The sequence below is a fragment of the Tenacibaculum gallaicum genome (assembly GCF_003387615.1).
Taxonomy (GTDB): Bacteria; Bacteroidota; Bacteroidia; order Flavobacteriales; family Flavobacteriaceae; genus Polaribacter; species Polaribacter gallaicus.
Genome location: NZ_QUNS01000001.1, coordinates 693,207 through 719,145 on the forward strand (window position 1 = coordinate 693,207; position 25,939 = coordinate 719,145).

The 25,939-nt window shown below is 32.0% G+C and carries 26 protein-coding genes; 16 read left to right on the top strand and 10 right to left on the bottom strand.

Features of this window, described 5'->3' with window-relative positions:
* Position 1: 1 nt before the first annotated feature.
* Genes C7448_RS03185 through C7448_RS03195 form a run of 3 tightly spaced genes read right to left on the bottom strand, consistent with a single transcriptional unit; the run spans position 2 to position 3,298 of the window.
* Positions 2-760: an MbnP family protein gene (locus C7448_RS03185; RefSeq protein WP_115899900.1), complete on the bottom strand. Its 759-nt coding sequence runs from the start codon at positions 758-760 to the stop codon at positions 2-4.
* A gap of 3 nt (positions 761-763) precedes the next feature.
* On the bottom strand, positions 764-2,089 hold the full coding sequence (locus tag C7448_RS03190) for a hypothetical protein (RefSeq protein ID WP_115899901.1): 1,326 nt from the start codon (positions 2,087-2,089) through the stop codon (positions 764-766).
* Positions 2,090-3,298, bottom strand: coding sequence for a choice-of-anchor B family protein (locus C7448_RS03195; RefSeq protein WP_115899902.1), 1,209 nt, complete (start codon positions 3,296-3,298; stop codon positions 2,090-2,092). It lies immediately after the preceding gene.
* Between the two features lie 139 nt (positions 3,299-3,437).
* Here C7448_RS03195 and thiL point away from each other — a divergent pair, with 139 nt between their 5' ends.
* The 9 genes from thiL (at position 3,438) to C7448_RS03240 (ending at position 11,319) form a co-directional block, all read left to right on the top strand.
* Positions 3,438-4,487, top strand: coding sequence for a thiamine-phosphate kinase (thiL, locus tag C7448_RS03200; RefSeq protein WP_115899903.1), 1,050 nt, complete (start codon positions 3,438-3,440; stop codon positions 4,485-4,487).
* 157 nt (positions 4,488-4,644) lie between these two features.
* The gene (gene lysM, locus C7448_RS03205; RefSeq protein WP_115900127.1) at positions 4,645-5,115 is read left to right on the top strand and encodes a peptidoglycan-binding protein LysM; all 471 of its coding nucleotides are present in this window, start codon (positions 4,645-4,647) and stop codon (positions 5,113-5,115) included.
* A gap of 152 nt (positions 5,116-5,267) precedes the next feature.
* Positions 5,268-6,167 (top strand): DMT family transporter, encoded by a 900-nt coding sequence (locus C7448_RS03210; protein ID WP_115899904.1) that lies wholly within the window; start codon positions 5,268-5,270, stop codon positions 6,165-6,167.
* Positions 6,168-6,198: 31 nt separating this feature from the next.
* The gene (locus C7448_RS03215) at positions 6,199-7,065 is read left to right on the top strand and encodes a YicC/YloC family endoribonuclease (protein ID WP_245939418.1); all 867 of its coding nucleotides are present in this window, start codon (positions 6,199-6,201) and stop codon (positions 7,063-7,065) included.
* A gap of 2 nt (positions 7,066-7,067) precedes the next feature.
* Positions 7,068-7,667 carry a guanylate kinase gene (gmk, locus tag C7448_RS03220; RefSeq protein WP_115899906.1) on the top strand — a complete coding sequence of 200 codons (600 nt, stop codon included), beginning with the start codon at positions 7,068-7,070 and terminating at the stop codon, positions 7,665-7,667.
* 17 nt (positions 7,668-7,684) lie between these two features.
* Positions 7,685-8,269: a nicotinate (nicotinamide) nucleotide adenylyltransferase gene (gene nadD / locus C7448_RS03225; protein ID WP_115899907.1), complete on the top strand. Its 585-nt coding sequence runs from the start codon at positions 7,685-7,687 to the stop codon at positions 8,267-8,269.
* A gap of 48 nt (positions 8,270-8,317) precedes the next feature.
* The gene (locus C7448_RS03230; RefSeq protein ID WP_115899908.1) at positions 8,318-9,181 is read left to right on the top strand and encodes a M23 family metallopeptidase; all 864 of its coding nucleotides are present in this window, start codon (positions 8,318-8,320) and stop codon (positions 9,179-9,181) included.
* 63 nt (positions 9,182-9,244) lie between these two features.
* Positions 9,245-10,741, top strand: a complete 1,497-nt coding sequence (locus C7448_RS03235; RefSeq protein WP_115899909.1) for a GH3 family domain-containing protein — start codon at positions 9,245-9,247, stop codon at positions 10,739-10,741.
* Between the two features lie 11 nt (positions 10,742-10,752).
* A complete protein-coding gene (locus C7448_RS03240; protein WP_115899910.1) occupies positions 10,753-11,319 on the top strand; it encodes an MOSC domain-containing protein in 567 nt (188 codons plus the stop codon).
* On the opposite strand, the gene C7448_RS03245 is transcribed toward C7448_RS03240, so the two are convergent.
* From C7448_RS03245 to C7448_RS03270, 6 genes are all read right to left on the bottom strand, one after another.
* Positions 11,309-12,064, bottom strand: a complete 756-nt coding sequence (locus C7448_RS03245; RefSeq protein ID WP_115899911.1) for an HD domain-containing protein — start codon at positions 12,062-12,064, stop codon at positions 11,309-11,311. The genes C7448_RS03240 and C7448_RS03245 overlap by 11 nt on opposite strands.
* Before the next feature lie 66 nt (positions 12,065-12,130).
* Positions 12,131-12,727, bottom strand: a complete 597-nt coding sequence (locus C7448_RS03250) for a TetR/AcrR family transcriptional regulator (RefSeq protein WP_115899912.1) — start codon at positions 12,725-12,727, stop codon at positions 12,131-12,133.
* Between the two features lie 209 nt (positions 12,728-12,936).
* Positions 12,937-14,508 carry a S41 family peptidase gene (locus C7448_RS03255; RefSeq protein WP_115899913.1) on the bottom strand — a complete coding sequence of 524 codons (1,572 nt, stop codon included), beginning with the start codon at positions 14,506-14,508 and terminating at the stop codon, positions 12,937-12,939.
* Positions 14,495-14,923 carry a deoxycytidylate deaminase gene (locus C7448_RS03260; RefSeq protein ID WP_262510979.1) on the bottom strand — a complete coding sequence of 143 codons (429 nt, stop codon included), beginning with the start codon at positions 14,921-14,923 and terminating at the stop codon, positions 14,495-14,497. The genes C7448_RS03255 and C7448_RS03260 overlap by 14 nt, the downstream gene beginning before the upstream one ends.
* A 68-nt stretch (positions 14,924-14,991) precedes the next feature.
* On the bottom strand, positions 14,992-15,573 hold the full coding sequence (locus C7448_RS03265) for a HupE/UreJ family protein (protein WP_115899914.1): 582 nt from the start codon (positions 15,571-15,573) through the stop codon (positions 14,992-14,994).
* A gap of 9 nt (positions 15,574-15,582) precedes the next feature.
* Positions 15,583-16,044 carry an Lrp/AsnC ligand binding domain-containing protein gene (locus C7448_RS03270; protein WP_047789927.1) on the bottom strand — a complete coding sequence of 154 codons (462 nt, stop codon included), beginning with the start codon at positions 16,042-16,044 and terminating at the stop codon, positions 15,583-15,585.
* A 61-nt stretch (positions 16,045-16,105) separates the two neighbouring features.
* On the opposite strand from C7448_RS03270, the gene C7448_RS03275 reads away from it, so the two are divergent.
* Together C7448_RS03275 and C7448_RS03280 are read left to right on the top strand one after the other, a co-directional pair.
* Positions 16,106-17,362 (top strand): Y-family DNA polymerase, encoded by a 1,257-nt coding sequence (locus C7448_RS03275; RefSeq protein WP_115899915.1) that lies wholly within the window; start codon positions 16,106-16,108, stop codon positions 17,360-17,362.
* 25 nt (positions 17,363-17,387) lie between these two features.
* Entirely contained in the window at positions 17,388-17,846 is a 459-nt protein-coding gene (locus tag C7448_RS03280) for a LexA family protein (RefSeq protein WP_115899916.1), read from the top strand.
* A 172-nt stretch (positions 17,847-18,018) separates the two neighbouring features.
* Here the strand turns inward: C7448_RS03280 and C7448_RS03285 are convergent, their stop codons facing one another.
* Positions 18,019-18,429, bottom strand: a complete 411-nt coding sequence (locus tag C7448_RS03285; RefSeq protein ID WP_073182156.1) for a BrxA/BrxB family bacilliredoxin — start codon at positions 18,427-18,429, stop codon at positions 18,019-18,021.
* A 116-nt stretch (positions 18,430-18,545) separates the two neighbouring features.
* Here C7448_RS03285 and C7448_RS03290 point away from each other — a divergent pair, with 116 nt between their 5' ends.
* From C7448_RS03290 to C7448_RS03310, 5 genes are all read left to right on the top strand, one after another.
* Positions 18,546-19,307 (top strand): TerB family tellurite resistance protein, encoded by a 762-nt coding sequence (locus C7448_RS03290; protein ID WP_115899917.1) that lies wholly within the window; start codon positions 18,546-18,548, stop codon positions 19,305-19,307.
* Between the two features lie 63 nt (positions 19,308-19,370).
* A complete protein-coding gene (locus C7448_RS03295; RefSeq protein WP_245939419.1) occupies positions 19,371-21,284 on the top strand; it encodes an OmpA family protein in 1,914 nt (637 codons plus the stop codon).
* A 117-nt stretch (positions 21,285-21,401) separates the two neighbouring features.
* Positions 21,402-24,809: an isoleucine--tRNA ligase gene (gene ileS / locus C7448_RS03300; RefSeq protein ID WP_115899919.1), complete on the top strand. Its 3,408-nt coding sequence runs from the start codon at positions 21,402-21,404 to the stop codon at positions 24,807-24,809.
* A gap of 4 nt (positions 24,810-24,813) precedes the next feature.
* Positions 24,814-25,191: a TraR/DksA family transcriptional regulator gene (locus tag C7448_RS03305; RefSeq protein ID WP_115900129.1), complete on the top strand. Its 378-nt coding sequence runs from the start codon at positions 24,814-24,816 to the stop codon at positions 25,189-25,191.
* A 49-nt stretch (positions 25,192-25,240) separates the two neighbouring features.
* Positions 25,241-25,888 (top strand): hypothetical protein, encoded by a 648-nt coding sequence (locus C7448_RS03310; RefSeq protein ID WP_147300490.1) that lies wholly within the window; start codon positions 25,241-25,243, stop codon positions 25,886-25,888.
* The last annotated feature ends 51 nt before the right edge of the window (positions 25,889-25,939 follow it).

Consider the following 25,939-nt stretch of genomic DNA (forward strand, 5'->3'; position numbering starts at 1 on the left):
TTTATTGAGAAATATTTCCTAAGCTAAATACACCACTTTTCCCATTTTCAGAAATTTCTTTCTGAGCTTCAAAATCCATCATCAAATCAACACTTTTTTCGTTTAAATCCCAATCATTAGGACTTTTAAACCACCCAGCTACATTCATTTTTATTTCTATAGTAGCATTGTTTTTTAATAGGATAGAACCAGTTTCAACTCCAAAAGAAGTATCTAAAATAGAGTCTTTTTCTTTGTCGTAAGCTCTTATAGCATGAAAATTATATGGGTTTTCTACTCCTAAAGTGTCTTTGTATTTACCGTCTAGTTGCATGTAGTGATACCCTCCCCCCATCATATCGGGTACATTCCAATCAGCAGAGTTTAAATCTGGATATACCCCACTTTTATTGTCATTATCGTTAAGACCAAAAGTAAAAAGTAGCTTATAGCTTCCTTCTGATACTTTTTCAGAAAGAGCGTAGGTTAAACTATCTGGTTTACTTGAGTCTATTAGCTTGTAACTATCAAATTTGGTTGTGTCTCCCGCGCCATTAACAAGGCTAATACGTGAGATTAAATAGCGTAACCTACTTATAGAAAGTTTGCTTCCTGTTTTGTTGGTGAATTCGGTGTTTTCTAAGTCAGATTTTTCAATTAAAGTACCATCCCAATTTTGACTGAATTTTAGTTTTACTGAAACTTCTTTGATAGATTCATCATTGTCTGAGCTACAAGAAAATAGTAATGCACTAAGGAAGAAAGTTAAAAAATATTTCATTTATTATTTTAGTTTGATAATTAGTAGGTCTGAAAAGCCCTTGTTTGTTGTTATATCTTGATTATTACTGCTGCTTTCGCCAACAGCAATAATGTTTCCGTTTGTTAATTCAACAGCATCATAGCAAAAATCTATTTCTGTCCCTCCAATGGTTTTTTGCCACAGGAGATTTCCATCTGTATCAATTTTCATAATTAACGCGTCATTTTGACCTTTATTGGTAAAATTGTTGTCAGCACTTCTTGAACTTCCAGATATTAAAAAGTTTCCGTTTGAAGTCTTTTTAATCGACCGACCAACATCAAAACTTGAACCACCATAGTTCTTTTGCCAAAGTAGTTCACCTTGATTAGTTATTTTTATAGCCCATAAATCGGCTCCTCCATTGTTTTGTGAAATATTTTTATCAGAACTGCGTGTATCTCCTACAATAATAAAATCCCCATCATTGGTTTTTGTTATTGCTCTAGCTTCATCAATTTCTGTACCACCAAAAGACTTTTCCCAAAATAAATTTCCGCTTTTGTCAATTTTAACAACCCAAAAATCATAAGAACCTTTGTTGTTTTTTATATCTACATCATTGCTGTCAGAAGAACCGATTAATAGATAGCCATCAATAGCTTCAGCTACGTCGTAACAAGTATCAGTATTTGTTCCTCCAAAGTATTTTCTCCATTCAATATCTCCGTTAGTATTGAGTTTAATACCCCAGTAGTCTCCACCAGCATGCTTTGCTGATTGTTTAGAGTTACCTAAACCTCCAGATGCTGTAACGTCTATAATGCTTCCAGCAAAATACCCCCCATCAGAAGTTTGAATGATTGAGAAACCTTGGTCAGCTCCAGAGAAACCAGTGGTTTTTTTCCAGACTATTATACCGTTACTGTCTAGTTTTAATATCCAAACATCATCAAAGCCCTGATTGATGTCTACATCTCCATCATCACTTTTTCCATAGCCTACAATAGCAAAACCATTGTCATTTGTTTGAATAATTTTAAATGCTTTGTCATCTTTTGAACCCCCATAGGTCTTTTGCCATTGAAGATTGTCGTTTGCATCAAATTTTAAAAGCCAAAAATCATATTGAATTGTATTTTGGGTGGTTTCTATATCTCCATCAATACTTTGAGTAAAACCAGCTACAATATATCCTCCATCAATAGTGTTAATTACACTTCTACCACTTTCATTTACTGAGCCCCCGAGAGTTTTAACTAAACTAACTTCAGGAGTTGTTAAAGTAGGGTTAAGCTGTATGCCATCATCTTTATTACAGCTGTAAATGATTAATACGAAAAGTAATAATAAGAGTTCTTTGAGCATTTATTGTTTTTTAAGGATAAATAAACCTCTATTGATATCGCTTACCACAATTTTTCCACTTTTAAAGTAAGGGTACACACTCCAGACCCCATTGAAGTTAGCGTTGTCATTTTCAGGATAAGTGTCAAAATACCCTGTTTCAGAAATATTTTTACTTTCAATGTTTGAAATATTGATAAAACGAGCACCAGCGGTATAGTTGGCTAAATAGAAAGTATTTCCTTTAATGTACCCATTATGATCAATAGCTGAAGTAGGTCCTGTATATATAAAGTGTTCTTTTGGGGCATCTAAATCAGAAAAATCAAAAATAATAGTCCTTGTATCATGACCAAAATTTTGTTCATCTAACTCATCTCCTAAAATAAAATATTTTTGATCTTCAGTAAACCAACCTTGATGTGTATAGCCAACATTTGCATATGAAATTTTAGAAATGTTTATAGGGTTGGCTTTATCGGTAATATCAACAATTACAACTTCATTTTCGTTACTTCCTATTAATATTTCTTTACCTGTGTGGTCTGTATCTGGTCCATTATAGGTTACTACTTGTGCATCATGACTATAGTTGTCCATTCCCCATCCACCTTCGCTTATTGGGTTTATAGGGTTTTGTATGTTGATAAATAAAGGTCCTCCTTTATATGTTCCAGATCTATTTGTGCCAACAGGATATGCATAACCAGAGTCTTCATTAATAACTATATTGTGAGCACTACCAAAATCAGTAAAGTGCTTGTCAGCTGTTAATGTAATAGGTGGATTAGTTATATCTCTTAGTTTGGTTAAATCAAATACTTGCATGCCGTGGTTTGTTGCTTCGCTAACAATAAAAGCATAATTGTTATAAACTTTTACATCCCACCAATCTTCACTTATAGTCGCAGTAGGAAGTTTGCCTAAATAAACAGGGTTTTCTGTGTCAGTAATGTCTACAAAAATAGTTCCATTGTCTACACACATAATAGCGTATTCCTTGTTGGTGGTTTCGTCTGTCCACCCCCAACAATCACTTCCGCTAATTGCATTAAATGTACTTAAAGGAATGTTTAATAATAAATCATAGTTATCACATGAGTAAATTCCAGCTTTACCATTAGAACATGTAGATTTATTGGTTTCTACTGGAGCTTCGCTTGAAGAGGATGAGCAAGAAGTTAAAAATAACATCCCAAATAAAACAAACAGAATTTTAAGGTTTTTCATAAATCGGGGTTTAAAATCACTAAATTAAGTAATTAACCACTTATACAACATACAAAAACAGCAAAACTCTATTTTTATTTTGTGTAGATTACACTAAGCAAAATAGGTTTGTTTGTTTGCTAGTCATTATCTTTGCAGCATGTTAGAAGATAAAAACCAAGAAAGAACTTCGTTAGCTGAGCTTGGAGAGTTTGGATTAATAAACCATTTGACAAAGCACTTTAAAATGTATCATTCATCAACAGTGAAAGGAGTTGGAGATGATGGAGCTGTAATTAATGCATCGGATAAAGAAACTGTAATTACTACCGATTTATTGGTAGAAGGTGTGCATTTCGACTTGAGTTATATGCCTTTAAAACATCTAGGGTATAAATCGGTAATGGTTAACTTATCAGATGTGTATGCTATGAATGCTAATGCGGAACAGATTACAGTGTCAATTGCTGTGTCTAACCGTTTTCCATTAGAAGCTATTGAGGAATTATATGCAGGAATACAATTAGCATGTGATACGTATCAAGTAGATTTAATTGGAGGAGATACAACATCTTCAACGAAAGGAATATTAATTTCTATCACAGCTATTGGTAAAGCTAAAAAAGAAGATATTGTATATAGAAATGGAGCTAAACCTACCGATTTAATTGTTGTTTCTGGTGATTTAGGTGGAGCCTATTTAGGTTTACAGGTGTTAGAGCGTGAAAAACAAGTGTTTCAGGTAAACCCTCAAAGTCAACCAGACTTAAGTAAATATACTTACATAATTGAACGTCAATTAAAACCAGAAGCACGTAAAGATATTCCTAAGTTATTAGAAGAATTAGAGGTGAAACCTACTTCTATGATTGATATTTCTGATGGATTATCATCTGAAATTATGCATATCTGTACGCAAAGTAAAACAGGGTGTAAAATTTATGAAGATAAATTACCTTTAGATCCTCAAGTAATTTCTACTTCTGAAGAGTTTAACATGGATAGTACGATGATAGCTTTAAGTGGAGGTGAAGATTATGAGTTATTGTTTACAGCTTCTATAGATGATTATGATAAAATAAAAGGAAATCCTAACTTTACAGTTATTGGTCATATTACCGAGAAAAACGAAGGAATAAATTTAGTAACTCGTGCTAATCAAGAAATAGAACTAAAAGCGCAAGGTTGGAACTCTTTTAATAAAGAGTAAAAAGAGCAGCAAAATAAATAGATTAAGCATCCTAATTGGGATGCTTTTTTTGTTAAAGAGAATTCTTTTAAACTATTTATGGAGTAGAATTTTTGGTATAAAAATTGTATATTGGTCAGACAGAAAAAAGATTATTAACAAAAAATCAAAAAAGAGAATGGGAATTTTTTCATTTATTAAAAATGCCGGAGCAAAAGTTTTCGGTATCGGAAAAACAACTGAAGAAGAAGCTACAGAAAAAGCTGCAAAATTAGTAGATGCAGTAAAAAAACTAGAGCTTTCTGTTGAAAACTTAGCTATTAATGTAGATGATGATAAAGCTACAGTAGTAGGTGAAGCTTCGGATTTAGCTACTAAAGAAAAAGTAGTTTTAGTAGTAGGTAATACAGAAGGTATTGCTTCTGTAGAAGATAACATGACGGTTGCGGAAGTTGAAGTAATTGAAGAAGCTGCAATGGCTCAGTTTCACACAGTAGTAAGTGGTGATTCATTAAGTAAAATTGCTAAAGAATTTTATGGTGATGCAATGAAGTATCCAGTAATTTTTGAAGCTAATAAGCCAATGTTAACACACCCTGACAAAATTTATCCAGGACAAGTATTAAGAATACCACCTTTAGTGGACTAATCAGAAGTTAATCAACCAAAGGGAAAAGCACTGCATTTGCAGTGCTTTTTTAGTTTAAAAAATAAGGTATTTAAAGAACGGTATAGGATAAAAAAGTAGTAGAAAAGAATAAAATTATCATCATCTTTGCACTTGTTCTTAAAACCATAAAAATGAACCAAAGAGCGTTAGCACTTACCGCAGCATCTATCGCGACACTTATTTACGGAATTACTTTTACTGTTGCTAAGGAAGTGATGGAAGGATATGTTCAGCCTTTCGGGTTTATATTAATTCGTGTTGGAGGAGCTGCTATAATTTTTTGGTTATTAGGGCTTTTTGTGAAAGCACCATCTATTGAAAAAGGAGATTACAAAAGAGTAGCAATGGCAGCCTTTTTTGGAATTGCTTTTAATATGCTTACTTTTTTTAAAGGATTAAGTTATACTACACCCATCAATGCATCAGTAATGATGGTAACCACACCTATTTTAGTGTTGATTTTTGCGAGTATTCTTTTAAAAGAAAAGCTAATTTTAAGAAAAATTGCAGGAGTTATTGTTGGTATGGTGGGAGCAATAGTTTTAATAGCTTACGGGAATCCGCTTAAAGGAGATGCAACCAACATGGTGTTAGGGAATTTCTTAGTATTCATTAATGCAGCATCGTATGGTATGTATTTGGTTGTTGTTAAAAAACTGATAACAAAATACAATCCTATTGTTTTTGTAAAGTGGTTATATCTTTTTGGGTTGATACTTGTGCTTCCCTTCGGTTTTTCTGAATTGTTAGAAGTACAATGGCAAATGATGCCAACATCTATCTATTTGAAAGTAGGTTTTGTAGTACTGTTTACTACCTGTATTACTTATTTGTTTAATCTATTCGCTTTATCAAAGTTAAAACCAACTACAGTAAGTGTTTTTATGTACTTACAACCAGTGGTGGCAGCTATTTATGCTTTGATTGTAGGTAGTGATCATTTAGATTTGATTAAAATAGGAGCAGCGTTATTAATATTTTTAGGAGTATTTTTAGTAACCAAACGACCAGCTGAAACTCCCAATAAATAAACGTATCTTTGCGGATTATTAAACCGAAGTTATGATACAGTCTATGACGGGTTACGGTAAATCCGTACTACATTTACCCTCAAAAAAAGTAACAATCGAAGTTAAATCTTTAAACAGTAAAAATTTAGATTTAAACACAAGAATTCCTTCATATTATAGAGAAAAGGAACTAAATGTTCGAAAAAAACTAGCTAGTAGTTTAGTAAGAGGTAAAGTAGACTTTTCTATTTATGTAGAAATGACTGCAGATGAAACTTCAACTACGGTGAATACAGGTGTTGTAAAAGAGTACATGCAACAATTAAGAAATGTAACTCAAGTAGGAACTTCTGATGATGTTGAGTTAATGAAAATGGCTGTTAGGATGCCAGACGCATTAAAAACTGAACGAGAAGAGCTAGATGAAGAAGAATGGAAACAGATAGATGCACACATCGATGTAGCATTAAAAGAAATTATTCAGTATAGAATTGACGAAGCTAAATCGTTAGAAGAAGACTTTAAAACTAGAATACTAAATATTCAATCTGCTTTAGAAGAGGTTAAAAAATTAGACGGTGATAGAATAGAAAATGTTAAAGAACGTTTACAAAAAGCATTGACTGATTTAAAAGTTGAGGTTGATGAGAACCGTTTTGAACAAGAGTTAATTTATTATCTAGAAAAGTTAGATATTAACGAGGAAAAGGTACGTTTAGCCAATCACTTAGAGTATTTCTTAGAGCAGTTAGATACGAATGATTCTAATGGAAAAAAATTAGGTTTTATCGTACAAGAAATAGGAAGAGAAATCAACACAACAGGATCGAAAGCTAATTTTGCACCAATGCAAAAGTTAGTAATCCAAATGAAAGACGAGTTAGAAAAAATAAAAGAGCAAATTTTAAACGTTTTATAAAAATGTCGAAAGAGTTTAAAGGGAAATTATTTGTGTTTTCAGCACCATCAGGTTCAGGTAAAACTACTATTGTACGTCATTTGTTGGCACAAGAACGGTTTAATTTAGAGTTTTCTATCTCTGTTACATCTAGAGTACCAAGAGGAGAAGAGGTTGATGGGAAAGATTATTATTTTATTTCAGCAAAAGAATTCAAGCAAAAAATAAAAAGCGACGAGTTTTTAGAGTGGGAAGAAGTATATCGAGATAATTTTTATGGTACTTTAAAGACAGAAGTTGAACGAATTTGGGCGAAAGGAAAACATGTGATTTTTGATATTGATGTAGTTGGAGGATTACGTATAAAAAAGAAGTTTCCAGAAGAAACATTAGCTGTGTTTGTTAAACCACCAAGTGTTGATGAATTGAAGATTCGTTTAAAGAAAAGAAGTACCGAAAGCGAAGACAAAATTAATATGCGTATAGCTAAAGCATCAGTAGAATTAGCTACAGCGCCACAGTTTGATAAGATTATTAAAAATTACGATTTACCAGTAGCTTTACAGGAAGCGGAAGAGTTAGTAGATGATTTTTTAGAAATAGAAAAAGAAGTTAAAGAATAAGTCTAGTATCTATAAATATGAAAAACATAGGATTATACTTCGGGACTTTTAATCCAGTTCATATTGGGCACTTAATTATAGCCAATCACCTAGTTGAAAACTCAGATTTAGATGAAATCTGGATGGTAGTGACGCCACATAACCCTTTTAAAAAGAAAAGCTCGCTGTTAGATAATCATCATCGTTTAGAAATGGTGTATTTAGCAACTGAAGGATATGAGAAAATTCAGCCTTCAGATATCGAGTTCAAATTACCACAACCAAATTACACCATAAATACGTTAGCTCATATTTCAGAAAAACACCCTAATTATAAGTTTAGCCTAATTATGGGGGAAGACAATCTGAAAAGTCTACACAAATGGAAAAACTATGAGTTTATTTTAGAGGATTATAATATTTATGTTTACCCCAGAATATCAAACGGTGTTGTAGAAAATCAATTTAAAGATCACGAGAAAATTCATAGAGTTGAAGCACCTATTGTACAAATATCTTCAACCATGATTCGGAATGCAATAAATGAAGAAAAAAACTGCAAACCTTTGTTGTCTGATAAAGTGTGGAAGTATATAGATGAGATGAATTTTTATAAAAAATAGTTTCGCCGTTTTTTCGTTGTATATTTGAAATCCAAACAAGTATAAAACGTGGCAAAAGATAAAAAAAAGCGAAAGCTAAAACAAAAACTTACCGATAAATATCGCTTAGTAATTATAAATGAAGATACCTTTCAAGAACGATTTTCTTTAAAGTTATCACGATTAAATGTTTTTGTATTTGGAGGAGTTTTTTCCGTACTTCTCATTGTACTTACTACTTTGTTAATAGCATTCACAGGCATACGAGAATACATACCAGGATATTCTTCAACAGCTTTAAAAAAGAAGGCTACCAGATTAACGTATGAGGCAGATTCACTAAAAACTAGGTTGTCGATTATTGAAAGCTACACAAAAGCGTTGAAACCTGTTTTAACAGGGGAAATAAAGCCAGAAAAAATAGACTCTATAACAAATGAAATGAAAACTATTGCTTTTGATGAAAGTAAGTTACAGGCATCTAGGGAAGATTCATTGTTTAGAGAAAAAATTGAAGGAAAGGACTTGTTTCCTTTGTATAATGGTGGGACAAATAGAGCTAAAAATGTATTCTTTTCTCCTTTAACAGGAAGTATATCACAACCATTTGATGTTAATGACAAACATTATGCGATTGATATAGTAGCAAAAACAGGCACACCTGTAAAAGCAGTAGCAGATGGAACAGTCATTTTAGCAGAATGGACAGCAGAAACTGGATATGTAATGACCATACAGCATTCTAACGAATTTATATCAGTATATAAACATAACGGAACTTTGTTAAAGCAACAAGGTGATGTTGTAAAGTCGGGAGAAGCAATAGCGAGTGTAGGTTCTACAGGAGAATTAACCACAGGACCTCATTTACACTTTGAATTGTGGAATAACGGATTTCCAGTTAACCCAACAAATTATATAGACTTTCAGTAAATAAGAATAAAGAAGATATAGCTAAAAAAAGCATTGAATCTTATTTTAAATAGTAAATAAAAAATGAGCGTAAAATCAATACTAGCAATTCCATTTGCGAAAATTGTTCGTAAACAAGTATATAAATGGGCAAACAACCCACATAAAACTCAAGAAAAAGTTTTTGAATATTTGGTTACTGAAGGATGTAAAACAGCGTTTGGGAAAGATCACGATTTTATATCAATCAATAATTACGAAGATTTTAAAAAAAGAGTTCCGATTAATGATTATGAAGGTTTACGTCATTATATAGATAGAGTTGTAGCCGGAGAAGAGAATGTTTTGTGGAAAGGAAAACCTTTATACTTTGCTAAAACCTCAGGAACAACCTCAGGAGCAAAGTATATTCCTATAAGTAAAGAATCAATGCCAACACATATCAAAGCAGCTCGAAATGCTTTGTTATTTTATATTACAGAAACAAATGACGCTAGTTTTGTTGATGGAAAGATGATTTTTTTACAAGGAAGCCCAGTTTTAGAAGATAAAAACGGAGTAAAACTAGGACGTTTAAGTGGAATAGCTGCGCATTACGTTCCAAATTATTTATTAAAGAATCGTTTACCAAGTTGGGAAACTAACTGTATTGAAGATTGGGATACCAAAGTAGATAAAGTTGTTGAAGAAACGTTACCAGAAAATATGACGGTGATTAGCGGAATTCCGTCTTGGGTACAAATGTATTTTGAACGTTTAAAGGAGAAAACAGGTAAGAATGTTTCCGAACTCTTTCCAAACTTTAATTTCTTTGTGTATGGGGGGGTAAACTTTGAACCATATAAAAACAAGTTTGAAGCGTTAATAGGAAAGAAAATAGACTATGTAGAGTTGTATCCTGCTTCCGAAGGATTTATTGCATACCAAGATTCGCAAACCGAAAAAGGAATGTTGTTGCAATTAAACTCCGGAATGTTTTATGAGTTTATTCCCGCTAATGAGTTTTTTGATGATAATCCAACAAGAATTTCATTAAAAGATGTTCAGTTAGGTATTAATTATGTTATTATCCTTAACACTTCCGCTGGATTATGGGGATATAATATTGGAGATACAGTTGAGTTTACTTCGTTAAAACCTTATAGAATAAAAGTAACAGGACGTATAAAACACTTTATTTCTGCCTTTGGAGAGCATGTGATAGGTAAAGAGGTTGAAAAAGCGTTAAATGATGCTATAAAAGGAACTCATGTGAACATAAGTGAGTTTACAGTTGCTCCGCAAGTGAACCCAGAAAGCGGATTGCCATATCACGAGTGGTTTATTGAGTTTGAAAATGAACCTGAAAACTTAGAAGAACTAGCATCAAAAATTGATGCATCTATGCAAAAGCAAAACGTATATTATTTTGATTTAATTGAAGGAAAAATTTTGCGTCCACTTGTTATCAGAAAAGTAAATAAAGGAGGTTTCCATGAATATATGAAATCTATAGGGAAATTTGGAGGCCAGAATAAGATTCCACAATTATCAGACAACCGAAAAATTGCAGATGTATTGCAGAACTTTTTAATTGAATAAAAAAGAAAGAAATGAAAATAGTAGCAACAAATATAGGAGAAAGAAAAGAAATTGATTGGAAAGGAAAAACTGTTACCACAGGTATTTTTAAGTTTCCTGTAGAAAAACCTATCTTTTTAGATGTTGAAAAAGTAAAAGATGATGTTATTTGTAATAGAGAACATCATGGAGGAATAGATCAAGCAGTTTATGCTTATTCAGAGAACCATTATTCGTACTGGAAAGAACTGTACCCTAATTTAGATTGGAAGCATGGAATGTTTGGTGAAAATTTAACTGTTGATGATTTAGATGAAAGTCAACTGCATGTAGGAGATACTTTTAAAGTAGGAGAGGTTATTATTGAAGTAACTAAACCACGTCAACCCTGTATGAAACTTGGTGTGCGCTTTAACAATATGAAGATTGTAAAACAATTTTGGCAACAGAACATACCAGGTATTTATTTTAAAATATTGCAAACAGGTTTTGTGAAAACTGGGGATGAGTTTGAGCAAATAAAAAGTTGCCCTCATAATCCAACTATTGAAGAGGTTTACGAGAGCAAGAGGGAAGCAAAGTTTAAACCTAAGAAGTAAAAGTATTAGAGTCTAAAATGTTTTTAGAAGCCATTGAGGCAAATCCCATTTTGTATAAAATATCAGCTCTAGTATTTTCTTTATGGTTTAATGTTTCCATAGTTTCAATAATATCTTCTTTAAAACCATTTCTATGATAAGTTTTATGAACTTCTTTAATAAAAGGAGTGGGAACTTGGAAACAGTGTGAACCAATCACGTCCATAGCTGCCCCTTTTGACAGTAAATAAGCTTCATTACCAAATTTCTTTTTATCTACAGAAGGGTATAAGTGCATTTCAATAGCAGTTTTAATAATAGCAGCTTTATTTTCAGTGTCATTTTTCTTTACGAAATCATTAGCATAAGAACTGCCATAATTAGCAAAGCATTGTTGATTGCATACATGATTGTGAGAATCAGTTAAACCGATATCGTGTAGCATTGATGAGACAAAAAGTAATTCTTTATCGTAATGTAATTTTTCTGAAAGAGCAATTCCAGCAGACCAAAAAAAGGTTCTATAAGAGTGATATAAAAGTATTGGGTTACATAACTCTTTTGCTTCTTCTAAAGCAAGATGAGATAGCTTAGAGTCTGGAATTTTAACAACGTCAATATCAAAATTTAGTTTAGATTTAATACCAGTTTTATATAAGAACTTAGCATAAGTTTCTTTTAATTTTGAGGTAATTAAAAGTTTTTTAAACTGCTGGATTTCTTTTCTGTTGAGTACAGACGGACTATAATTATTATGTATTTGCATTGCTTGTTTTTTAAGACAAAGCAAAGATAAAATAAAAACATACTATATGGTATGTTTTTATTGAGTTTAAGATTTTTTTAAAATAGTTAAGTAAAGTTTTAATTGTTTTAAATGATAAGTATACATATTTTTTTTGTTGTTTAGTTTTCCTAAAGCTCTAGCTCCCCAATAGCTAGCTATAATAAAATCAGCAACTTCTTCGGCGTTACTATTTGTATTAATAGTATTGTTTTGTTGTTCTTTAGTGATGGAATCAGTAATAGCGTTTGTCCATAGCGTTTTTACTTCGTTAAGAGCCTCTTTAAAATCATTATCTAAAGGAGACATTTCTTGAATTAAGTTAGCTAAAGGACAGCCATATTCTATGGTTAAAAAAGAATTGTGTAAAAGCAATTCTTCAATCATTGTATATAAAGAATCCTGTAAACTTGTAGAAGAAGAAAGAAAACTTACTGAAAAATCAATGGTTTTTGGCTGTATAACTTCTTTAATAACAGCAATTCCCATTTGCTTTTTATTTTTAAAATGATAATAAAAAGCACCTTTTGTAACTTTAGTAGTAGCTATAATCTCATCAATACTGGTAGATTGATATCCCTTTTTATAAATAAGCTCAAAAGCTTGTTGTAAAATAGTTGCTCTGGTGTTTGCGGATTTCTTCATTCGTAGTAGCTTACTTTTTATTGATTTATGCGTAGCACAAATTTACTATTATGAACATAACAAAATAAGGATAAGACTACGATTTAGAGTAAAAAGAAATTTTAGCTAGGATTCCCCCTTCCACTTAAGAAGTTCTCAATAATAAAACCAAAGAATTTAAAAGCCAACACTATAGCAAAAAAAATACTCCAAGTACTTTAAGTGTTTTTTTATTCATTTTGTAGTTTTTCTAATTCAAACACTTTTTGAAGCATTTTATCATCTTTTTGGTCTACTTTATACAAACCTTCATCGCTAAAAAGCTCACGAGCAATTAATACTCTTAAGTTACTACGAAGTTGATTTTTTGTTCTTTCCGAAAGTCTAAAGTCTTTTAGTTCAACTAAGAATTTATCAGAAACTTCATTACTTTTATCAAATTTGTTAATAAAGTCTTCAACTGTTAATGAAGCTAGTTTTTTACGATTATCATCTACATAGGAAAAAGCAAAATTATTTAAAGGACGGAAGAATATTGTAGGAACATAAGCTGAGGTATCTACCGCTACAAAATGATCAGGGATAATTCCACCACCACCGTATACAACTTTTCCTTTTGGTGTTGTAAACTTTAAACTATCAATAGTTTTAATACTGTCTTTAGTGAATAATTCACCATTTTCTAATCGATGTTCAAAATCGTGACTGTATTCTTCAGAATCGGCATCTTTTTTATAAGGCTTTTGAATTGAGCGTCCCGTCGGAGTATAGTATCTAGCGGTAGTTAATCGTACTGCAGAACCATCACCTAAGTCCATTTCTTGCTGCACCAACCCTTTCCCAAAAGAACGACGGCCAATAATAATACCCTTATCGTTATCTTGTAAAGCACCGGCTACAATTTCAGAAGCAGAAGCAGAGTTTTCGTCTATCAACACATATAAACCACCGTGTTCGAAATCACCTTTATCGGTGGCGAAAGACTCTACAATATCACCTTTATTATTTTTTGTAAATACAATGAGTTTCTCATCTTCTAAAAACTCATCTACAATATCATTAGCAATATCAATAAAACCACCACCATTTCCGCGGAGATCTAAGACTAAATCAGTCATTCCTTTGGTAAGTAGTTTATTTAAAGAAGATTTAAATTCAGTATAGGTGTTACGAGCAAAACGATCTAATTTTATATAACCAACACTATCGTTTAGCATATAAGCAATATCAACACTTTTAATATTTACTTTACCACGATTAATAGTAATATCAAAAATGCTATCATTGGTTTTTCTGTAAACTTGTAAATCAACTTTAGTATTTGGTTTCCCTTTTAAAGCTTTCATTATTTGGGAAGTTTGCAATTTTTTTCCAAAAAGAGTATCCTTATCTGCAAGCAAAATTCTATCACCTGCTTTAATACCAGCTTCAATACTTGGTCCACCCTTAATAGGCTCTATAACTGTGATAGTGTCTTCAATCATACGAAATTGAACACCAATTCCAACAAAATTACCTTGCATGTTTTCGGTAACCAATTGTAGGTTTTCTTTCGGAATATATACTGAGTGTGGATCTAACTTACCTAGCATTTCGGCAATAGCTCCGTCTAGTAACTCATCGGTATTTACATCATCAACGTAATCACTTTGAATGTAGTCAATCAAACGTTTTATTTTTCGTTCGCTTGACGAACTTTTTCCAATAAGGCTACTTGAATTTCCATTGCTGAAAAAGGTTCCGATAAGAATACCGAAAATTACTGCAATAGATAAATATATAGGTAAATTATTCTTGTTCATAAGGTAAATAGGTCAGTTCAACTCCAGCTTTCTCTAAAAAATCCAATCCTGATCGGTCTTTGTATGCTTGTGCGTATACTACACGTTTTATTCCTGCTTGATGTATTAACTTACTACATTGCTGGCAAGGAGAAAGTGTAATGTATAGAGTTGCACCTTTGCACGATTGAGTTGAAGAAGCTACTTTTAAAATAGCATTGGCTTCGGCATGTAACACATACCATTTGGTGTATCCTTCTTCGTCTTCACAATAATTTTCAAAACCAGAAGGAGTACCATTATAACCATCAGAAATAATCATTCGATCTTTAACAATTAAGGCACCTACTTTTTTACGAATACAGTGAGAAAGTTGTCCCCATTCATTTGCCATTTTTAAATAGGCAATGTCATATTTTAATTGTTTTTTTTTCAAACTTTTTAGCGTGATTTTTCTTAGATAAGCTAAGGTAATTAGATTTGAGTTAGTTAGTCGTTAATTTTTTACCAAAAAACGCGGTTAAACATCATTTGTAGCGCAAAACCAATAACGATAGAAGACATGATTAAAATCCAATCACGACGGTTTACACTAAAAATTGATTGTACGAGTGTTCCAATTAATAGTATACCCAATACAATAATAATTTGTGCTACTTCTACACCTAATGCGAATTCTATTAAAGGTAAAAATTTATCAGAAGTTTTTCCAATCATAATTTTAAAATAGTTAGAAAAACCAAACCCGTGAATTAATCCGAAAAATAATGCAAAAAATAAATTTTGATTTTCTTTACCTACTGAGGCCTTTTTAGCGGTTAATACATTCATTAATCCCGTAATAAAAATAGTTAACGGAATTAAAAACTCAATTAAATCTGCTCGCACATTTAAAACTCCGTATGCCGAAAGTGCTAAAGTTATTGAGTGGCCAATAGTGAATAAGGTAATTAACCACAAAACTTTTGTCCATTGTTTAAATTGGTATACAACAGCTAATACAATTAAGAATAAAATGTGGTCATAGGCTTTAAAATCTAGTACATGAAACAAGCCCATTTTAAAGTAGAAGATAAAATCGTTCATTCGGGGTTTTTAAATTTTTATTTGTCGATCTATTTGTTGGTCTAAAGATATAAAAGTTTCGGTTCTTGAAACCCCTTTTATGGTTTGAATATCCTTATTTAACAAATGCATTAAGTCTTCGTTGTTTTTACACAGTATTTTGATGAAAATAGCGTAGTTACCAGTAGTATAGTGACTTTCTACAATCTCAGGAATTTCTTTTAAACGTTTAATTGCTGAAGAATATAGGCTAGAAGAATCTAAAAACACCCCAACAAAAGCAGTAGTAGTATAGCCTAAAGCTTTTGGATTTAATATCATTTTATAACCATCAATTAAATCCGATTCGTCTAACTTTCGTAATCGTTGATGAATGGCAGCACCAGATATACCCACTTCTCGAGCAATGCTTAAAATAGGAGTACGTGCGTCTTTTACAAGACGTTTGATAATAATTTTATCGATTCCGTCAATTTTTAATTTTCTAACCATGAAACAAAAATAAGGAAAGTTAGTTAGAGTTCATTTTTCAATATTCAGTACCTTTACAGTTATGTATGCGTTGGTAGATTGTAATAACTTTTATGCTTCTTGTGAACGGGTTTTTAATCCGAATTTGCAAGGAAATCCCGTAGCTATTTTAAGTAATAATGATGGGTGTGTTATTTCAATGAGTGACGAAACAAAAAAGTTACAACTTCCATTTGGTGCACCTATTTTTAAGTGGGATCAGTTCTGTAGAAACAATAATATTTCAGTACTGTCTTCAAATTACCCATTGTATGGAGATATGAGTGCTAGAGTTATGAAAACTTTAGAACAATTTTCTCCTGATGTTGAGGTGTATTCTATAGATGAAGCTTTTTTACAATTCAAAGGTTTTGATGAATGTGATTTTAATTCCTACGGAAAAGAAATTAGAGGAAGATTGTTGCAGTGGACAGGGATTCCAACTTGTGTAGGAATTGCACCAACAAAAGCGTTAAGTAAAGTAGCTAATAAAATTGCCCGTAAATTTCCAAAAGAAACAGGAGGTGTGTATGTGATTGATTCCGAAGAAAAAAGAATCAAAGCACTAAAATGGATTCCTATAGAGAGTGTTTGGGGAATTGGTAGAGGTATACAGAAGAGGTTACTAGCTAAAGGATGTAAAAGAGCATACGATTTTACGCAGTTAAATGATGATTGGGTATTGAGAAATCTTTCAATAACAGGCTGGAAGTTGAAAAAAGATTTAGAAGGAGATTCGAAAATAGAATTAGATGAACCTACTAATAAAAAAGCAATAGCAACAACTCGAAGTTTTGAATATACATTTTCTGACTTAGATAATATTAAAGAAAGAATTTCAACCTTTGCAGTGAGTTGTGCAGAAAAATTACGCAAACAAAACTCTAGTTGTCATATGGTGATTGTTTTGCTACGAAGTGATTATCATAAAAAAGATACAGAACAACACCGAGTGAGTAAAACGGTTGTATTTCCGTACCCAACAAACTCTACATTGACTATTAGTAAAAGTGCAGTACAGGCGGTAACAACTATTTTTAAAGAAGGAATAAAGTATAAAAGAGCAGGAGTTATTGTAACAGGATTAGTTCCTTCAGATAATTATCAGATAGATATGTTTGCAAGCGAAAATCCGAAACATGCTTCTTTAATGAGCGCAATTGATAAAATTAATCAAACGTATAAAGCAGATAAGATTAAATTAGCCAATCAAGATTTGCAGCGTACTTGGAAGATGCGTCAAGAGCGATTATCACCCAAATACACTACAAATATTAACGACATTATTAAAGTAAAATAAGTTTAGTTAAACAACAAACAATAAGATGTTACGAAAATTAAAGCCAGTAAAAGCATCAGAAGTATTGACTTTTTTCTTGCCAAAAGAGTTAAACGAAAGCGAAGGAGCTATTTTAATGGATACAGGTATTTCAGCGGGATTTCCTTCTCCAGCGGATGATTTTAGAGAAACTAGAATTTCACTAGACGAAGAGTTGATTAGAAATAAAGAAGCTACTTTTTTTGCACGAGTAAGCGGACAATCGATGATCGGTGCAGGTTTGGATGATAATGACTTGTTGGTAATTGATAGAAGTATTCCGCCAACCAATAATAAAATAGCAGTGTGTTTTTTAGATGGAGAGTTTACCGTAAAACGTTTACGAGTTGAAGGAGGAGAGGTTTGGTTGAAGCCTGAAAACCCAGACTATCCAATTATTAAAATTACAGAAGAAAATAATTTTATTATTTGGGGAGTTGTAACTAATGTAATTAAGAAAGTATAGAGAAAAATCAAGATCGCTTCACTGTTAGATATAAGAATTAAGATTGTTTTTTGAAAAAGTTAAAGAGTTTTTTAAAATCTTGCATGAGAAATCTCAAAGTAAAAAATCCAGCAAATAGCTGGATTTTTTGTCTTTGTTCTTTACTCTAAAAAATCTTGTGTCTTAAAAAAGATTAACAAAATTCGTCGTAAGCAGCGGCTAAATTTTGTGCAATAGCTTGTGCAGAACGTCCTTCAATATGATGACGTTCTAACATGTGTACTAAATTACCATCTTTAAATAAAGCAATTGCAGGAGATGATGGAGGGAAAGGAATCATATATTCTCTTGCCTTCGCTGTAGATTCTTTTTCTACACCTGCAAAAACTGTAGTTAAGTTTGTTGGAGTTTTATCTGCTCCTAAAGAAGCAATAGCACCAGGTCTTGCAGTACCTGCAGCACACCCACAAACAGAGTTTACCATTACTAACGTAGTTCCTTCTTTGGCTAAAGCATTGTCAACATCTTCAGCAGTATATAAAGCTTCAAAACCAGCGTCAATTAATTGATCACGCATTGGTTTTACTAATTCTTCTGGATACATATTTTTGAATTAAAATTTAAGGCAAAGATACTTCTTTTCGTGGCAACAATCAACTTGAAATATGTATGGAGATAGATTGGTAATGTTTTATCTTTGTGGCCTCTAAAAAACAAACAATGGGAAAATTTGCAAAATGGCTTGGAGCAGGAGCTGGCTTTACATTAGGAGGTCCAATAGGAGCTGTTATAGGGTTTGCTGTAGGAAGTTTTATTGATGGAATTTCTGTAGAAGATTTCGTACAAGAACAGCTAGAATATCAAAAAAAGACAGGAGGTCAACCAAGAAGAGGAAGAGCCACGTCAGGTGATTTTGAAATAAGCTTATTAATATTAGCGTCTGTAGTTATAAAATCTGATGGAAAGATAGATAAACGTGAGTTAGATTATGTTCGTTCATACTTTGTGAAAATGTATGGCAAAGAACGAGCAAATCATGCATTCAAATTGTTTAGTGGGATTATTAAAAAACAAGTATCTACACGTCAAGTTTGTTTACAAATACGTCAGTATATGTCGCATGCTACACGATTACAGTTACTACATTTTTTGTTTGGAATAGCAAAAGCAGATGGGCAAGTAACTAGTGTAGAGGAAGAAGAGATTAGAAAGATAGCAAGTTACTTGTATATTAACGAATACGATTATTCTTCAATAAAGGCAATGTTTTATGACGAATCTGATAGTGCTTATAAAATGCTTGAAATAACTAAGGAATCAACGAATGATGAAGTAAAGAAAGCCTATCGTAGAATGGCAAAAAAACACCATCCAGATAAGTTACAAAACTTAGGAGACGAGCATAAAAAAGGAGCGAAAGAGAAGTTTCAAAAAATACAGGCAGCTTACGAGCAAATTAAAAAAGAACGAGGAATGCACTAAAAATAATTATTTTTTAGTATCAAAACATAATAAAAGTGTGTCTAAATAGGAAAGCCTAACATTATGAAAAAAATAATAATAGTAGTTTTTATTTTTCTTACTAGTATTTGCCAAGGTCAAAGGAAGTATACCGCAGATAAATATTTTGAAGGTTTTGCATATAAAAAAGCTGCAGAGTTATACGAGAAAATTTATGATAAAGGAAATGGATCGTATGAAATAATTAGTCGTTTAGGAGATTCTCATTATTATAATTCAGAGTTTTTGGAGGCCGAAAAATGGTATAAACTTTTAATGGGTAACTATGAAAGTATGACTTCGCCAGAATATTTTTTTAGATACGCACAATCTTTAAAAAGTAATGGTAAAGTTAAAGAATCTGACAAATGGCTTTTAAAGTTTAGTACCATTAACGAAAAAGACAGTAGAGGTAAAGCCATAGGAGAAAACAAAAATTATTTTAGTGATTATACAAAGAGTAAAAAGAAAGTTTTTGTAAATATTAAAAACCTATCAATAAACTCAAAGTATTCAGACTTTGGAGGTTTTATTTATAAAAACTCATTCTACTTTGCTTCTACAAAACCTGTTGGAGAAAATGACAAGTTATATAAATGGAACAACCAACCACATTTAAATATCTACAAAGCAAACGAAGTTTATGATCAAGAAAATCAAATAGTTGATTTAAAAGAAGAAGAAATAATTTCATCATTAAGCTCAGAGTATCACGAATCTAACGCTGTGATTACTTCTGATGGTAAAACAATGTACTTTACCAGAACAAATTTTAATGGAAAAAAGTTAGAAGGAGGAGATAACCAAATAGCATATCTTAAAATATATAAAGCAGAACATATAAATGGCGAATGGGAAAATATAACAGAGCTTCCGTTTAACAATGACAATTATTCTGCTGGGCATCCAGCGTTAAGTGTAGATGAAAAAACGTTATACTTTATTTCTGATATGCCAAATGGTTTTGGAGCAACAGATATATACAAGGTAGCCATTTTAGAAGATAACACTTACGGAGAACCAGTAAATCTGGGGAAAGAAATAAATACAGAAGGAAGAGAAATGTTTCCTTTTATAGCTAAAGACAATACCCTGTATTTTGCTTCAGACGGACATCTAGGTTTAGGCGCTCTTGATATTTTTGATTCAAAAAATAATGCTGGTACTTATCAAAAACCAAATAACCTAGGAGCTCCTATAAATGGAGCCTACGATGATTTTGCTTTTGTGATAGATGATGAAAAAAACAATGGCTTCTTCTCTTCTAATAGAAAAGGAGGAAAAGGAGACGACGATATTTATAGTTTTATTTTATACAACTGTAAAGAAGATATAACAGGTGTAGTATCAGAAGAAAATAGTAACAAACCAATATCAGGAGCAATAGTTAAATTAATTGATTCAGAGGGTAAAATTCTAGCACAACAATTAACAGAAAAAAACGGAGACTATAGGTTTATTGAAGTTGAATGCGAGAAAAAATTTGTCGTTGTAGCAGAAAAAGAAGACTATAAAGGTGATACAAAACAGTTACAAACCCTTGATGTAAATAAGCAGTTTGTTACCACAAATTTATCACTAAAATCATTAATTGTAGAAGATCAAATTGTAATTAATCCAATTTATTTTGATTTTGATAAATATACAATAAGAGAAGATGCAGAATATGAGTTAGAGCATATTGTTTCGGTAATGAATAATCACCCAGAAATGATTATTAAGATAGAATCTTATACAGATAGTAGAGGAACAAAAAAATACAATAAAAGATTGTCTGAGAAGAGAGCAAAATCAACTAGAGACTATATTGTTTCGAGAGGAATTTCGCCTAGTAGGATTAAAAGTGCTCTTGGTTTTGGTGAAGAACAATTGTTAAATAATTGTGATGGGACAACAAATTGTTCTGCAAAAGAGCATCAAAAAAATAGAAGATCTTATTTTTATATAGTTAAAAAATAACAATTATAACTTGTAAAGTATCAAAGCGTCTCATTTTTGAGGCGTTTTTTTAGGTCTCAAATTCAACAATTACAAGAAAATACGTAATTTCGCACATTCAATTAATACACCGACAAAATGAGTAAGAAGTTTACTGAATACAAAGGCTTGGATTTACCAAAAGTAGCAGAAGAAATATTAAACTATTGGGAAGAAAACAACATCTTTGAAAAAAGTATTACTACACGTGAAGGAAACGAACCATTTGTGTTTTTTGAGGGGCCACCTTCAGCAAACGGTTTACCAGGAATTCACCACGTAATGGCACGTGCCATTAAAGATATTTTTTGTCGTTATAAAACCCAAAAAGGATACCAAGTTAAGCGTAAAGCAGGTTGGGATACACATGGGTTGCCAGTAGAATTAGGTGTTGAAAAAGAATTAGGAATTACCAAAGAAGATATTGGAACCAAAATTACTGTTGAAGAATACAACGAAGCTTGTAAAAAAGCCGTAATGCGTTATACTGATATTTGGAATGACCTAACACAAAAAATGGGATATTGGGTAGATATGGAAGATCCGTACATTACCTATAAACCAAAATACATGGAATCGGTTTGGTGGTTGTTAAAACAAATCTATAATAAGGATTTGTTATACAAAGGGTATACAATCCAGCCATATTCACCAAAAGCAGGAACAGGATTAAGTTCACATGAGTTGAATCAACCAGGAACGTATCAAGATGTTACGGATACTACAGTAGTAGCTCAGTTTAAAACAATCAAAGAAACCTTACCAGAGTTTTTACAAGTTGAAGGAGATGTACACTTTTTAGCTTGGACAACAACTCCATGGACACTTCCATCAAACACAGCATTAACGGTTGGTCCAAAGATTGACTATGTGTTAGTAAAAACATTCAATCAATACACCTTTGAGCCAATTCAAGTTGTGTTGGCTAAAAACTTAGTGTCAAAACAATTTGCAGGGAAGAAGTTTAATCAAGTAGAAGATGTAGCTGAATTAGCAAATTATACTAAAGAAGATAAGCAAATTCCTTATGCAATTGTAAAAGAATTTATCGGAAAAGATTTAGTAGGAATTAAATATGAACAATTATTACCATTTGCTTTACCATATCAAAATCCAGAAAATGCTTTTAGGGTAATTTCAGGAGATTTTGTTACTATTGAAGACGGTACAGGTATTGTACACACAGCACCTACCTTTGGAGCGGATGATGCTTTAGTTGCCAAACAAGCAATTCCGGAAATACCACCAATGTTAGTATTAGATGAAAATGAGAACCCAGTTCCTTTAGTAGATTTACAAGGGAAATTTCGACCAGAAATGGGTGAATTTGCTGGGAAGTATGTAAAGAATGAATACTATACAGATGGTGAGGCTCCAGAAAAATCGGTAGATGTAGAATTAGCAATTCAACTAAAAACAGAAAACAAAGCCTTTAAGGTTGAAAAATATGTGCACAGCTATCCAAACTGTTGGCGTACGGATAAACCAGTTTTATATTATCCATTAGATTCTTGGTTTATCAAGGTAACCGATGTAAAGGATAAAATGTTCGATTTAAACGAAACGATTAACTGGAAACCAAAATCAACAGGAGAAGGACGTTTTGGTAACTGGTTAAAAAATGCGAATGATTGGAACTTATCACGTTCTCGTTTTTGGGGAATTCCATTACCAATTTGGCGTACTGAAGACGGAACAGAGCAAATCTGTATCGGTTCTGTAGCTGAATTAAAAGAAGAGATTCAAAAATCAGTAGATGCAGGAGTACTATCTGAGGATATTTTTGCTGATTTTGAAGTAGGAAACATGTCAGAAGAAAACTATGATAAAATCGATTTACATAAAAATGTAGTTGATAAAATTATCTTAGTTTCAGCCTCAGGAAAACCAATGAAGCGTGAAAACGATTTAATTGATGTTTGGTTCGATTCTGGTTCTATGCCGTATGCACAATGGCATTATCCGTTTGAAAACAAAGAACTCATCGGTAATAAAGAAAGCTATCCGGCTAACTTTATTGCTGAAGGAGTAGATCAAACTCGTGGATGGTTCTATACGTTGCATGCCATCGGAACGATGGTGTTTGATTCTGTAGCGTATAAAAATGTAGTGTCTAACGGGTTGGTGTTAGATAAGAACGGACAAAAAATGTCAAAGCGTTTAGGAAATGCGGTAGACCCGTTTACTACATTGTCTGAATTTGGCCCTGATGCTACGCGTTGGTACATGATTTCAAATGCAAACCCATGGGACAATTTAAAATTTGATTTAGCAGGAATAGAAGAAGTAAAACGTAAGTTCTTCGGAACCTTATATAACACCTATTCATTTTTCTCTTTATATGCAAATATTGATAACTTCACGTATAGTGAAGCAGAAATAGCTATTAATGAACGACCAGAAATTGATCGTTGGATTTTATCTGAATTAAATACATTAGTTCAAAAAGTAGATAAATTCTATGCAGAATACGAACCAACCAAAGCAACCAGAGCAATTTCTGATTTTGTACAAGATCACTTAAGTAACTGGTACGTGCGTTTATGTAGAAGACGTTTCTGGAAAGGAGAATATGCACAAGATAAAATATCAGCATATCAAACTTTATATACTTGTATATTAACGGTAGCTAAATTAGGTTCTCCAGTGGCACCTTTCTTTATGGATCGTTTGTATAAAGATTTAACAAAAGCAACAGGAAAAGAAAACTTTGAAAGTGTGCACATTGCTGAGTTTCCTAAATATAATGCTGATTTAGTAGATAAGTCGTTAGAGCGTAAAATGGAAAACGCACAAACAATTTCTTCGTTAGTACTCTCTTTAAGAGCTAAAGAAAAAATAAAAGTACGTCAACCGCTACAAAAAATAATGATTCCTGTATTAGATGCAACTCAAAAAGAAGAAATTTTAGCAGTAGCAGACTTAATAAAATCAGAAGTGAACGTTAAAGAGATAGAATTACTAGACGATGCTTCAGGAATCTTAGTAAAACAAATCAAACCAAACTTTAAGGCTTTAGGGCCTAAATTTGGGAAAGAAATGAAGCTTATAGCAAATCAAATTCAAAGCTTTACACAAGAAGACATCGTTAAAATTGAAAAAGATGGTGAAATTTCTGTAAAAGTTAATGATAAAATGATTACTTTAGAAACCGCAGATGTGGAGATTTCATCAAAAGATATCGAAGGCTGGTTGGTAGCCAATGCAGAAGGGTTAACAGTAGCTTTAGATGTTACGATAAACGATAATTTAAGAAAAGAAGGTGTGGCAAGAGAATTAATTAATAGAATTCAAAACGCACGAAAAGACACAGGTTTAGAAGTAACCGATAAAATAAAATTAACCATTTTACAAGCGAACGATTTAGAAGAATCGGTATTGGCAAATGAAAACTACATTAAGGCAGAAACATTAACAAACGAATTAATTTTTGTTGATGATTTAAAAAATGGTACAGAAATTGAGTTTGATACCATTAAAAGTAGAATGTTAATTGAAAAAATATAGCATTATGGATGATGTTAAAATAAGATATTCAGATAGTGATTTACTAGAGTTTAAGGAAATCATTCAAAAGAAAATTGAAAAAGCTGAAGAAGACTTAAAATTGTTACAAGCATCGTATAAAAACGGTTCAGATAATGGAACTGATGATACGTCGCCAACATTTAAGTCTTTTGAAGAAGGGTCAGATACGATGGCTAAAGAAGCAAATATGCAGTTAGCCATACGTCAGGAAAAATTTATTCGTGACTTAAAAAATGCCTTAGTTCGTATTGAAAATAAAACCTATGGTATTTGCAGAGTTACAGGTAAGTTAATTCAGAAAGAACGCTTAAAGTTAGTACCACATGCTACTTTAAGTATTGAAGCAAAACGCAAACAATAACGTATTAAAGTTAAAAATAAACAGAGCCTCTTTTAGAGGCTTTTTTTGTATGAAAAAAAATGTGTTTTTATTATTTGCCTTAAGTGTTCAAGTTCTTTTCTGTCAAGAAAAGACAATACAGAAAAGAATAATGTTAGCACATGAACTTGAAATAATTACTTACGGGTTAGATGATATTGTAATAGAAAACTCAGAAGATGATAAGTTAGAGGTGCTTTTATTTGATGAAAATCCACACGCACATAATATAGTGTTCAAAAAAGAAAGAGAGGTTCTTACAATAGCATTTGAATTACACATTTCAACATTAAAAAATGAAGTTTTTCGAAAATATATAACAAGAAGACTCGAACGAGCGAGGGTAGTTATAAAAGTTCCAAAAAATAAACGTATAAATGTTCATGGAAACACTATAGGAGTCAATTCAAAAAGTTATGATGGAGATTTAGGTATTTATATTGAAAGAGGAAATGTAAAATTAAATAGGATATATGGGAACACTAATGTGCATCTTTTCCAAGGGAATGTATTTGGGCATATAACTTCAAAAAGTAAGTTAAATTTAACCACAAATAATGGAATAATTCTTATAAACGGAGCGGAAAAAGAATCTCCATTTCTTAAAGAAAACTCATCAACTTCTAAAAAACTTACCATAAATTCAATTCATGCCAACATAAACATAGAATTAGAGTAATTAACAAAATTTTATAATAATTACACGTAACAAAATATAAGTTACTTTGTC

Coding starts and splice junctions, on each gene's coding strand:
- C7448_RS03185 (WP_115899900.1), bottom strand. CDS start 760: ATGAAATATTTTTTAACTTTCTTCCTTAGTGCATTACTATTTTCTTGT.
- C7448_RS03290 (WP_115899917.1), top strand. CDS start 18,546: ATGGGAAAATTTGCAAAATGGCTTGGAGCAGGAGCTGGCTTTACATTA.
- C7448_RS03295 (WP_245939419.1), top strand. CDS start 19,371: ATGAAAAAAATAATAATAGTAGTTTTTATTTTTCTTACTAGTATTTGC.
- thiL (WP_115899903.1), top strand. CDS start 3,438: ATGTTAGAAGATAAAAACCAAGAAAGAACTTCGTTAGCTGAGCTTGGA.
- ileS (WP_115899919.1), top strand. CDS start 21,402: ATGAGTAAGAAGTTTACTGAATACAAAGGCTTGGATTTACCAAAAGTA.
- C7448_RS03305 (WP_115900129.1), top strand. CDS start 24,814: ATGGATGATGTTAAAATAAGATATTCAGATAGTGATTTACTAGAGTTT.
- C7448_RS03265 (WP_115899914.1), bottom strand. CDS start 15,573: ATGAACGATTTTATCTTCTACTTTAAAATGGGCTTGTTTCATGTACTA.
- C7448_RS03310 (WP_147300490.1), top strand. CDS start 25,241: ATGAAAAAAAATGTGTTTTTATTATTTGCCTTAAGTGTTCAAGTTCTT.
- gmk (WP_115899906.1), top strand. CDS start 7,068: ATGTCGAAAGAGTTTAAAGGGAAATTATTTGTGTTTTCAGCACCATCA.
- nadD (WP_115899907.1), top strand. CDS start 7,685: ATGAAAAACATAGGATTATACTTCGGGACTTTTAATCCAGTTCATATT.
- C7448_RS03240 (WP_115899910.1), top strand. CDS start 10,753: ATGAAAATAGTAGCAACAAATATAGGAGAAAGAAAAGAAATTGATTGG.
- C7448_RS03235 (WP_115899909.1), top strand. CDS start 9,245: ATGAGCGTAAAATCAATACTAGCAATTCCATTTGCGAAAATTGTTCGT.
- C7448_RS03210 (WP_115899904.1), top strand. CDS start 5,268: ATGAACCAAAGAGCGTTAGCACTTACCGCAGCATCTATCGCGACACTT.
- C7448_RS03280 (WP_115899916.1), top strand. CDS start 17,388: ATGTTACGAAAATTAAAGCCAGTAAAAGCATCAGAAGTATTGACTTTT.
- C7448_RS03190 (WP_115899901.1), bottom strand. CDS start 2,089: ATGCTCAAAGAACTCTTATTATTACTTTTCGTATTAATCATTTACAGC.
- C7448_RS03245 (WP_115899911.1), bottom strand. CDS start 12,064: ATGCAAATACATAATAATTATAGTCCGTCTGTACTCAACAGAAAAGAA.
- C7448_RS03250 (WP_115899912.1), bottom strand. CDS start 12,727: ATGAAGAAATCCGCAAACACCAGAGCAACTATTTTACAACAAGCTTTT.
- C7448_RS03270 (WP_047789927.1), bottom strand. CDS start 16,044: ATGGTTAGAAAATTAAAAATTGACGGAATCGATAAAATTATTATCAAA.
- C7448_RS03195 (WP_115899902.1), bottom strand. CDS start 3,298: ATGAAAAACCTTAAAATTCTGTTTGTTTTATTTGGGATGTTATTTTTA.
- C7448_RS03285 (WP_073182156.1), bottom strand. CDS start 18,429: ATGTATCCAGAAGAATTAGTAAAACCAATGCGTGATCAATTAATTGAC.
- C7448_RS03275 (WP_115899915.1), top strand. CDS start 16,106: ATGTATGCGTTGGTAGATTGTAATAACTTTTATGCTTCTTGTGAACGG.
- C7448_RS03255 (WP_115899913.1), bottom strand. CDS start 14,508: ATGAACAAGAATAATTTACCTATATATTTATCTATTGCAGTAATTTTC.
- lysM (WP_115900127.1), top strand. CDS start 4,645: ATGGGAATTTTTTCATTTATTAAAAATGCCGGAGCAAAAGTTTTCGGT.
- C7448_RS03215 (WP_245939418.1), top strand. CDS start 6,199: ATGATACAGTCTATGACGGGTTACGGTAAATCCGTACTACATTTACCC.